The following is a 9,398-nucleotide window of genomic DNA, read 5'->3' as shown; positions in this document are numbered from 1 at the left end:
TCGGTGCGGCTGGGTGCGGTCGTGCGTGCGCGGGGGGCTGTGGTGGGCGTGTGGCGCGCCCCGTGGGGTCAGGGAGCGCCACACCGGGGGTTACGGCTGCTGCGGGCGGAACGACTGGTCCGGCCGATCACACAGAGCGCCGCCGTGCCGCCATGCGCCGGACAGGCTGGGCCTGACGCGGAAGGCGGGCTCACCGCATGCCGAGCAGGTCCCCTCCTCGACGTCGTCGGGCTGCTGCGCCCCGTCCTCGACCGTGTACGTCGTCGTCGCCCGCACCACGCGCGCAGGCAGGCCGTGGGTACGTGCCCGCAGGCGCTCCGGGCTGGGCCGGTCATCGCTGGTGCCGAGGTACGTCCACCGGTCGTGCTCGAAGTACTCGGCGATGAAGACGACCTTGTCGGGGTGCGCGGACTCGGCCTGCCCACCGGACCCGGCGGCGGTCTCGGCGGCCAGGCGGCGAAGCCCGAGGGCGATGTCGTGGATCGCGGTGCAGTACCGGGGGTCGCTGTCCGGGTCCAGCGAGTCCCGGAGCACACCGTCGTAGAAGTCCGCCCGCTCACGGAGAACGGTGGCGCGGGCCTGCTCCAGCTCGGCACGCAGGCGGGCCGCCAGGGCTTCGGCGCGGTCGCCGCGTTCCTGCCACACGTACCGCTCTTCCGCCATCTCCTGACGCTGCTCCAGGGCTTTCTGGGCCGACTCGTTGGCGCTCTCCAGCTCGGCGCGCAGGCGGGTGATGATGCCGTCCGCCTGGCCGCGCTCGGCGCGGAGCATGCCGTACAGGTCCCGCTGCTCCTCGTCCGCCACGGCCAGCGCAGCGTCGGCCGCGTCGGCGTCGCCCTCCGGTGACCCGCTGACGAACTCGGTGATCGCCGCCGCGTACCGTTCGCGCCGCTCGGTGTCGGGCCGGGCGGGCTCGATCGCGTAGCACCCGGTCCCGTCCGTGCTGTGGGCGACGGCCGGGTTGCCCTGCTCCGCACAGCACCGCCGGGTGTCAGGCAGTGCCGCCGTGTCCGGGAGCACCCACCGCACCCCGCCGCGCGGGTCCGCCACATCCCCGTGACGGCGCGGGATCAGGTGCACGTGCACGTGGTCGATGGTGCGCCCGGCAGCACGGCCCTCGTTGATCCCGATCGTCCACCCGTCCGCGTCCGGGACGTGCGCGCGGGCATCGCAGGCCAGGGTGTACACGTCGTCCACCTCGGCGGACGTCAGGTCGAAGAACGACTCCATGTGCCGCTTCGGCACGACCTCCATGTGGCCATCGGCGGACGGGTAGTTGTCGAGGCGCAGGTAGGCGCTGGCGGCCTCCGCGATCACCGTGTTGCCGTCACCGCCCGGCTGGCAGAACAAGCACTCGGGCACCGGCCGGGTGTCGGGCTGCACCCCGGACGCGGCGTGCTGCTCGCTCCATTCGGCGGCCGGTCCGGGCGGCCATTCGCGCCGGAGCCGGATCAGCTCGGCCATCGGGGACTCGGCGGCGGAGTTCGTGGGCTCGGGCTGGTCGGGCATGTTGATCTCCTCAGGGTCGGGATGGTGGACTGCCAGGGCGCCCGGCCCCCTCGTTGCAGGCGAGGGGGGCGGGCCGTCGTGCGTGGTCATGCGACTTCTTCGACTTCCGTCCCCGAGGCCGTGTCGTAGCCCAAGGCCGGGTTGCCGGCCCCGTATCGGGCCAGGTACTCGACGGCGAGGTGGCGGATCTTCTCGAAGGAGCCAAGCTGCGTGTTGCAAGGCACGCAGAGCAGAGCTCGAACTCGCCCAGAGCTGTGGCAGTGGTCAACGGCCAGCCGCCTCTTGTCGCTGGGAGGCGAGCCGCAGATCGCGCAGCCGCCACCCTGTGTGGCCAGCATCTGGCGGTACTGCTTGAGGGTGATCCCGTACTCGCGCCGCAGAAGGCCCTGGTACTTCTCCTCGGGCGTCCCCTGCCGGAACTCCGGCGGGCGGGTCTCCGAGCGGCATGGTGCGCACAAGGGCCGACGACGCCCGCGCCCCATGCTGTGAAATGCCGCCACCGGCTTAGCGGTTCGACACCTCTTGCACACGCGGTGCGGTTTCTCGGAGAGTCCAAGCGTCTCGGTCATCTCGCTCCTTCGGTCATCCAGATAGCAGCCGGCCGGGCGTACAGCAGGGGTCACGGGGTGGCCGGGTCGGCGATGTCGTCAGCCGTGTACGGGCGGCTGCGGCGCCGGACGGTGACCCCGGTGTCGGTGTCGACCCCGTCGTCGTGCCGCTCCGTCAGGTCGAACAAGTGGTCGTGCCGCTCCCCGGCGGGCTGCTCCTCCCACTCCAGGCGCGCGGCGTCCGTATCGGACTGGGACAGCACCCAGGCGACGGCTGCGCCCTTCGCGGCGACCTCGGAGTTGGCGTAGCCGATGAGGTAGTCCGAGACGTTGCCGGGCTCGTAGACCGCTTCCCAGTCGGGGATGGTCTCGCTCTGGACCTCGGCGGCGTGCGCGTCCAAGAGGGCGTAGGCGGCGGTGTCGGGGCCGACGCCGTAGCTCTCCGAGGTCGGGTTCCACTCGGGCCACATGAGTTCGCCGTAGACGGCGTGACGGGCGGGGCGTTCGGGCTGGTCGGGCATGTGCTGCTCCTTCTTGGGCGCGGGCCGGCGAGAACCGGATCCGCAACGGGGGTGGGTCAGAGGTGGTTGTTGAGGGCTTCGCCGATGCCTTCGACGAGGGCGGTGCGCATGTCGTCGGGCATGTCGGGTTCGAACGCGAAGTGGATGCGGGCGATGGGGCGGTCGTCGCCGTTGATGGTGATGGCGTGTTCGGTGCTGGGCTGGAGTCCGTCTGCGCCGAGGTTGATCGCCCAGTCGGACACGTCGGCGGCGTCGTTGATGAGTTCGTCGATGGCCCTCTGCGCGGTGTCGAAGTGGCGGTCGTCGAGTTCGTCCCACGTGGTGCCGGTGCTGGGCTCGGTGCCCGTCTCGGGGTCGGGGTCCACAAAGGTGGAGTCGATGAACGCGCCCTCCATCCGCTCGCCGATGCCCATGTAGTCGGGGTCTTCGGTGAGCACGGCGTGCTGGCGGGCGGCTTCGGTGCGGAGGTCTTCGGTGGTGTACGGGGCGTCGGTCATGTCGGGTTTCTCCTGTTGGGTCGGGGTGCGGTTGGTCAGGCGGCGGTGGTCGCGCGGGTGGCGACGGCGGCGAGCTCAGCCGCCCACGCGACGGCCTGATCGCGGGTCATGCCGTCCGCCACCTCGGCCACGACGTGCGCATGGCAAAGGTCCGGCGCGCACCAGCAGCCGAGAATCGAACCCCGCAGCTTCACGGCCTGCCCGACCAGATCCGGGCGCCGCAACAGCAACCGCAGATACTCCGCCACCACGGCCTCCCGACTGCCGTAGCGCTTCACCGAGAACGGATTCGCAAGCGGGTGGGACGGCAGATCCCAGCCGCCGAGAGTCCACTTGCGGCCGACATAAACAAGGCCCTGGGGTGCGCGTTCCAGGCGCGGGCCGTACTCGCGGATGCAGCCCTTCAGGCTGATCACTTCGGTGGTCACTTCTTCTCCTCCTGGGCTGGTGGGGCGGTTTCGGGGACGACCGGTCTCAGGTCAAGCGGCCTGGTTGGCGGTCTGCCAGCGGTGGACGGTGCGCTCGCTGACGCCGACGAGTTCGGCGATCCGCGAGGCGGGTGTACGCCGGCTGGCGAGCTGGGCGACGACGGCCTGCTGTTCGGCTCGGGGTAGATCGGCGGCGGATAGTCCGCCACGGACGATGAACTCGACTTCCTCGAGGTCGACTTCCGGCGCTGGCTCGGCGGGCAGCTGGGCGCGGTGCTGTCGGGCCTGGTGACTGGTGCAGGTGTGCCGGCCGGGGCGGGCGAAGTTGGTGCAGGCCGGGATCTCGCAGTACCGGTTCATGCCGCTGTCACCTCGGCTTCGGTGTGCCGGACGGCGTGCACGGCCCCGTTCTCCAGCTCGCGACCGTCGCGGTGGCACGGAACACCGGGGGTGACCTGGCAAGTGGTGCAGCAGGCGGTGAGCCGCGCCCACGCGTCCTTCCGCTGCTGGTGGACCTTGGCGCCGGTTTTGCCGGATGACGGGATGCGGCACGGCTGATGGGCTCGGGCCTGGCACCAGGGGCAGTTGGTGCCGCGGGCGGGGTCCTGGCCGGCGCGCATAAAGTGCCGGATCGCCTCGGGCATCGGGGCGGCCACGTGGCGGGTCATGCGGCCACCGCCGCAGCGTTCGCCAAGGGCAGCAGCACGTCGACGTGGCAGGCCAGTTCGGGGGCGCACCAGCACATGAGGTCCCGTCCGCGCAGTTCCTCGCGTGCGGCGGCTACGAGCTCGGGGTGAGCATCGAGGTGGGCGCGGTAGGAGTCGACGGCGAAGCGGTGCGCCTCGGCCTTGGGGAAGGTTCCGACGCCACCGCCGTTGTCGTGCTCGACGTGCCAGCCTCCGGTGTCGGCCCGCCGGACGATGCGGTTGGGGTTGCCGTAGCGGGTGCCGCGGCCGACGTACCGGGCGCCGTTCGATGCCCAACCCTTGGTGCGCTGGCGCTGGATGCGTTCGGGGGTGGTGGTGATCCGGGCGGGGAGGAACTCGGCGGCCATTCCCGTCGCGAAGTTCAGGTGGAGGAACTGGCCCATTGATCGCTGGCGGTTCGTGCGGAACAGGCAGTCGGCCAGCTCGGGCCGACCGAGTTCGGTGAGGGCCGGGGTGATGTACGGGCGGGCGTGGTCGACGACAGCCTCGTTGAGGACGTTCGGGTCGGTGGTGCGGACGGTGAGCGGCGGGACGGGGCGTACCCCGCCGAGGGCGCCGAACTCGATCTCATAGGTGGCCATCAGTTCTCCTTCGTGAGTTGACAGGTGACGCAGCCGCAGGGCTGGTCGGAGGTGAGCTGGGTGTGGTCGTCGGCCATGACCACGGCCCGGTAGTCGTCGAGCGCCGCACCCCACGCTGCGGGCATGTGAGTCGACGGCCGCGGTTCGGGTGGGCTGGTGCCGGACGGCCAAGCGCCCGGCCGGTGACCCGGCGGCTTCGGGGGCAGGGCCGCCGCGGTGGGCGCGTCCCGGCGCTGGACGCCGGCCCGGAGCTGATCGCGCATGAACCGCTTCAGGTCGGCGCCACCGTTCTCCCGGCGCATCGCCGCGATGTCGTCCTGATCGAAATCGGTCATGACGCGGCCTCGACGATCTCGGCGTCCGCGATCTCGCGCTCGGCGGCGAGGCGGGCGAGGTGCGCGAGGGATGCGGCACGGCGGCGCTCGATCTCCTCGGGGGTGTCCAGGGAAGCGGGCTCGCCGCGGGCGACGCGGCCTCGTGCGGCGTGCGGGTTGCGCAGCTCGCGCGGGCGCCGGGTGCCGCCGAACTCGCCCGCCTTGCACGGCCGCCCTATCGCCGCCTGGCAGGTCGGGCACTCAACTCCGAGCGGGCCAGGGCGGCGGACCTTCTCGACTTCGGCCGGGGTCGCCTCGTCCGGCTCGCCGGGAACACTGCGGCCGACCTGCCCGAGCAGCGCCTGCACGTCGCGCTTCGTGCTGCTCTCGATCCCCGCCCGCTCCGGCACGGCTGGCCGGACACCGTTGGCGGTGGCCTCCAACTGCCCCCGGAGCCGACGGAGGTAGTGCGGGTCCTCGTCGCCGGGCGGCGGCTCGTAGATGAAGTCGGCGACCCGCTCGGCCCGGATCTTGCGGGCGATGCCGATGATGTCGGGGGTCGTCACCCGGCGCCGCTGGTCGGGCTCCAGGCTCGCCATGTCCTTGGCGTAGAAGCGGGTGAGGGCCTGCTCGGCAACGGCGAGGGTGACGCCTGCGGCGTTCAGGTCGGCATGCCAGGCGAGGATGTCGGCATCACCGACGGTTCGCTGGTCTCGGGCGGCGGCGAGACCGAGAAGTCTGCCTGCCTCTTCGAAGGTGATCACTGGTTCTCCTGGGTCTGCGCGTCATGGAGGGCTTGCAGGCGACGGCCGGCCTCCAGGGCCTGGCTCACGCGGGCGTCGGTGGTGGAGGGGCGTCGAGCAGCAGCCAAGGACACGACGTTCGTGCCGTCGGCAGCGCCAAGTGCCACCTGCTGGCGAATCTCCGAGAGGGCAAACTGCAACGTGCCGCCGGTGACGGGCTTCGAGAGATCACCGATGCGCACAAGGGCTTGCCAGAGAACAGCCGGCTCAAGGCCGTTGCGGAGGGCGTCCGAGATGGCGCGGCGGATCGTGTTCTTCGCCTGTGCGGTGGTGCGGCTGTACTGCTCCCACCACTTGGTGAACATCTGCTCGCTGATGTCCTGCGGCTCGGGTTCGCGTGATGGGGGGTTCTCTGACGGTTCTACTGACGGTTCTACTGGGGGTTCGGGTGCACTCTGGACGGGGTTACCGGGAGTATTGTTCGGGGTTTCTGTCGCAGAGTTCGGGGTTTCTGGTCCAAAGTTCGGGGTTTCCCTGCGCAATACCCCGTCAGATGTGCGGGGTTCCTTGTCGGTAACCCCGTCAGATGTGCAGGGTTTGGGAACGATCTGATAGCGGTTCGAGCGGTGCCGGCCGCCGCCGTTCTCGACCGTCAACTCGCCGTCGGTTACGAGAGTGGCGATCCCCTTCTGCACGGCCCGCGGAGACAGTCGGGTCCGCTCGGCCAGGTCATCAATAGACGGCCAGCAGAACCCGTTGTCGTCCGCCCGGTCGGCCAAGGCGAGCATGACCAGCCGAGCCCCGTTGCGGGACTCCGAGCGGGCCCACACCCAGTTGGTGACCTTGATGCTCACGGGATCTCTTCTCAGTACGCAGGGATAGGGAGTCAGGCGGCGGGAGCGAGAGGTCGAGCGGCGGCCTCGAAGACCGACAGATGCCGGGTGATGCACGTGCCGATGTCGGGGTCCTGGTAGGCGCCGGCAGCAGCCGCAGCCGGATAGATGTCGGCGATCCACGTATCGCCGTCGCGGCCGATTCGTCGGATGCTTTCGGTAAACGCCGCACGCTCATCGGCGCTCGGCCAGCGGCCCGCAGCCGAGAAGTAGGAGCGGGACCAGATCTCCATCGCCTTTGCGCCGATAGCCGAGCCACCCGCCACGGCCGACTCCTCATCGGTTAGGCCGAAGTGCAGGAAGGTGGACCGCTGGGCACCCGCGTAGACCGCTGCTTTCTCTAGGCGGCCGTAATAGACCCCGGCGGCAAGAAGTGCTTCGACTCGTTCCTTGACTCGGGCGATCTGTTCGTCGCTGGCGTATTCACCAGTGCTGGTGTGCCAAGCGGACTGCCATTTCGCCAGAACGCTGTCGTGTTCGAGCGCGGTGATTGCGTCGCCGATCCCCGTTAGCCCGAACCACGCGGCGTACTGGGCGGCTTCCACGAGACGATGCGGGTCGACGTCCGCCTCGCGGTGCACCTGTGCGCTGGCGAAGAGGCTCTGCCGTGTCTCTTCGTTGGCGTCGTCACCGGCATCCGCGGCCCATACGTCCATGGCTGCCTGGATGATTGAGTCGACGGGAGCTGTCGGTCGCGGCGATCCGCCGACGATTACCTTCGCCCGATCCTGAAGGTCGCTGATCATGCGCCAGGCGATGCCGCAGCAGTAGCGGAAGAGGTTGTCCGGCAGAACGGTCTTGTTGGCCATGGCCTTGTCGACGATGTCGGGCAGGACTTCGACAGGCAGGCCGGCTTCGCGGAATCGATCGAGACTGGACTTCCATTCCGGGTCCAGGTTGAAGGTCCGCTTCTTGCCGTTGTTCTCGTAAGTCCACCCGTTCCAGGCGGACTCGAACGCGGCTCGGTATGCGAGCTTCGGCTTCTGCTGCTCCGCGAGGTCTGCCGCGGCCTGCCTCATCGCTTCGGCCCACCGAAGCGCGTCGTCGGTGACGGCGGCCACGACCGCGGAGTCCACGGTGGCCGAGCTCTTGCCGCTGTTGCACGGTTCGCAGCTGGTGACGAGGTTGTCGGGGGTGTCGGTGCCTCCGAGCGCGACCGGGGTGACGTGGTCGACGCGCAGCGGCACGTCGGGGGCGGTCGCACCGCAGTACCGGCACGTGTGCGAGTCCCTGCGGAGGATCTCGTAGCGGAGGCGCTTGGAGACGGCCATTGGATCTTCTTCCTTGCGGTACGGATAGGTCTGCGGCGGGTGCGGCCCGGTCAGGTGGGGGCGCGGGGGTCCTGGTTGTGCGGGAGGTCGACTTGCTGGCCGTCGATGCAATGCCGGTACCAGCCGGGCCGGCCGGGGATCGCGACGGGCGGCCAGTCCGGGGTGGCGACTACCTCGCGGGGTTGCGGCGGCTCGTCAGGGACGACATGGAGATGGCGGGTCACGCGGCGGCTCCGAGGGCCGAGGTGGCGAGTGCGGCGGCGAGCAGGGGCGGGCAGGCGTTGCCGATCTGCTGCGGGATGTCGCGTCCGGCCCACGGGTGGGCGGCAGGGAAGGACTGGAGCTGGCCGGCCTCGGCGTGGGTGAGGCGCGGGAGTTCGGCGCCGTCGGTGTCGACGAGGCGGAGCCGAGAGATCTTGCCGGTGACGGTGAAAGCCGGTTCGGCGCTCGTGCGTCGGCCGCGGTTCTTCGGGTCGCCGCCCGTCCCGTAGTTGGAGATCACGCTGAACGGCTGGGGCCTGTCGAGGGCGTCGCCCATGGGCACCCACGGCAGCAGGGTCGGGTCGCCCTCGTCCCGCGGTCGACCCTTGCGGTACGGGCGGTGGGTCGCCGCGGGCAGTGCGACGGGAGCTCCGAGGCGGGCAACGAGAACGGCTCGGCGCCGGGTCTGAGGAATGCCGTGCTGCTCGGTGGACAGGACGCCGGTGGCGACGTGGTAGCCCTCAGCGTTGAGCGCTTCGGCGTAGGCGTCCCACACCTGCTGCACCTGCTGCACCTGCTCCAGGACGATCGCCCGGTACGGCCGGTCCTGATCCATGGCGTCGAGCGCCCAGCGGAGCGGTTCGAGCACGAGGGCGGTGCGGTCGTCTTCGAAGCTGTACGGCGTGGTGTCGCGGGTGGACATGCGCTTGATCGCGGCCAGGATGGTGGCCAGAGCGAGGCGTCCGGCGCCGTTGCCCGCGACGGTGAACGTCTGACAGGGCGGCCCGCCGGCAAGGACGGTGGCGCCGGGGAAGTCGGCGGGTCCGTGGTGGCGGACGTCGCCGTGGATGGTGGGCATTCCGGCGGCCCGGCGGGTGGTTACGGCGTTGGCATCCCACTCGATGCCGATCGACGAGATGCCGACCGCTTCGAGTCCGAGGCTCATGCCGCCGGGGCCGGCGAACAGTTCGACGCCTGTTCGTTCGTTCAAGGTGTCCCCCTGGTTGGAGGTGGTCATGGGTGCCGAGTGGGCGCACGGAACCAGGCCCTTGGGGGCGCCGGTGTTCTCGTTGGCGAGCCTCTCGGCGTGCTTCGAGACTACCCCAGGGTGTGTGTGCACCCGCAATACATTCGCAACACGGTTTCGGTGCAGGAGGTGTGTAGTCAGTGCCCAGTCAGCTACGC

The 9,398-nt window shown here is 70.2% G+C and carries 14 protein-coding genes; all 14 read right to left on the bottom strand.

Annotated elements, in window-relative coordinates; all coding sequences use genetic code 11:
* Positions 1–90 precede the first annotated feature (90 nt).
* The 14 genes from OIE74_RS32760 to OIE74_RS32695 all read right to left on the bottom strand — a co-directional run bounded on the left by OIE74_RS32760 (position 91) and on the right by OIE74_RS32695 (position 9,204).
* On the bottom strand, positions 91–1,509 hold the full coding sequence (locus tag OIE74_RS32760; protein WP_329390138.1) for an HIT family protein: 1,419 nt from the start codon (positions 1,507–1,509) through the stop codon (positions 91–93).
* 86 nt (positions 1,510–1,595) lie between these two features.
* On the bottom strand, positions 1,596–2,078 hold the full coding sequence (locus tag OIE74_RS32755; protein ID WP_329390136.1) for an endonuclease VII domain-containing protein: 483 nt from the start codon (positions 2,076–2,078) through the stop codon (positions 1,596–1,598).
* 50 nt (positions 2,079–2,128) lie between these two features.
* Complete coding sequence (locus tag OIE74_RS32750; RefSeq protein ID WP_329390134.1) at positions 2,129–2,578, bottom strand: hypothetical protein; 450 nt, start codon at positions 2,576–2,578, stop codon at positions 2,129–2,131.
* Positions 2,579–2,634: 56 nt separating this feature from the next.
* Entirely contained in the window at positions 2,635–3,075 is a 441-nt protein-coding gene (locus tag OIE74_RS32745; RefSeq protein ID WP_329390132.1) for a hypothetical protein, read from the bottom strand.
* Positions 3,076–3,110: 35 nt separating this feature from the next.
* Positions 3,111–3,503: a DUF4326 domain-containing protein gene (locus OIE74_RS32740; RefSeq protein WP_329390130.1), complete on the bottom strand. Its 393-nt coding sequence runs from the start codon at positions 3,501–3,503 to the stop codon at positions 3,111–3,113.
* A 51-nt stretch (positions 3,504–3,554) separates the two neighbouring features.
* Complete coding sequence (locus tag OIE74_RS32735; protein ID WP_329390128.1) at positions 3,555–3,863, bottom strand: helix-turn-helix domain-containing protein; 309 nt, start codon at positions 3,861–3,863, stop codon at positions 3,555–3,557.
* Positions 3,860–4,171, bottom strand: coding sequence for a zinc finger domain-containing protein (locus OIE74_RS32730; protein ID WP_329390126.1), 312 nt, complete (start codon positions 4,169–4,171; stop codon positions 3,860–3,862). The genes OIE74_RS32735 and OIE74_RS32730 overlap by 4 nt, the downstream gene beginning before the upstream one ends.
* Positions 4,168–4,791, bottom strand: a complete 624-nt coding sequence (locus OIE74_RS32725; RefSeq protein ID WP_329390123.1) for a DUF4326 domain-containing protein — start codon at positions 4,789–4,791, stop codon at positions 4,168–4,170. The genes OIE74_RS32730 and OIE74_RS32725 overlap by 4 nt, the downstream gene beginning before the upstream one ends.
* Complete coding sequence (locus tag OIE74_RS32720) at positions 4,791–5,126, bottom strand: hypothetical protein (protein ID WP_329390121.1); 336 nt, start codon at positions 5,124–5,126, stop codon at positions 4,791–4,793. The genes OIE74_RS32725 and OIE74_RS32720 overlap by 1 nt, the downstream gene beginning before the upstream one ends.
* Entirely contained in the window at positions 5,123–5,869 is a 747-nt protein-coding gene (locus OIE74_RS32715; protein ID WP_329390118.1) for a zinc finger domain-containing protein, read from the bottom strand. Before OIE74_RS32715 ends, OIE74_RS32720 begins: the two co-directional genes overlap by 4 nt.
* Complete coding sequence (locus OIE74_RS32710; RefSeq protein ID WP_329390116.1) at positions 5,866–6,702, bottom strand: helix-turn-helix domain-containing protein; 837 nt, start codon at positions 6,700–6,702, stop codon at positions 5,866–5,868. Before OIE74_RS32710 ends, OIE74_RS32715 begins: the two co-directional genes overlap by 4 nt.
* Positions 6,703–6,734: 32 nt before the next feature.
* Positions 6,735–8,012 (bottom strand): HNH endonuclease, encoded by a 1,278-nt coding sequence (locus tag OIE74_RS32705; RefSeq protein ID WP_329390114.1) that lies wholly within the window; start codon positions 8,010–8,012, stop codon positions 6,735–6,737.
* Positions 8,013–8,062: 50 nt separating this feature from the next.
* Positions 8,063–8,236, bottom strand: a complete 174-nt coding sequence (locus OIE74_RS32700) for a hypothetical protein (RefSeq protein WP_329390112.1) — start codon at positions 8,234–8,236, stop codon at positions 8,063–8,065.
* Positions 8,233–9,204: a DNA cytosine methyltransferase gene (locus tag OIE74_RS32695; protein ID WP_329390110.1), complete on the bottom strand. Its 972-nt coding sequence runs from the start codon at positions 9,202–9,204 to the stop codon at positions 8,233–8,235. Before OIE74_RS32695 ends, OIE74_RS32700 begins: the two co-directional genes overlap by 4 nt.
* Between the last annotated feature and the right edge of the window lie 194 nt (positions 9,205–9,398).

The sequence above is a fragment of the Streptomyces sp. NBC_01716 genome (genome assembly GCF_036248275.1).
In the GTDB taxonomy this organism is placed as follows: Bacteria; Actinomycetota; Actinomycetes; order Streptomycetales; family Streptomycetaceae; genus Streptomyces.
This window is presented reverse-complemented; position numbering and strand designations above follow the sequence as displayed.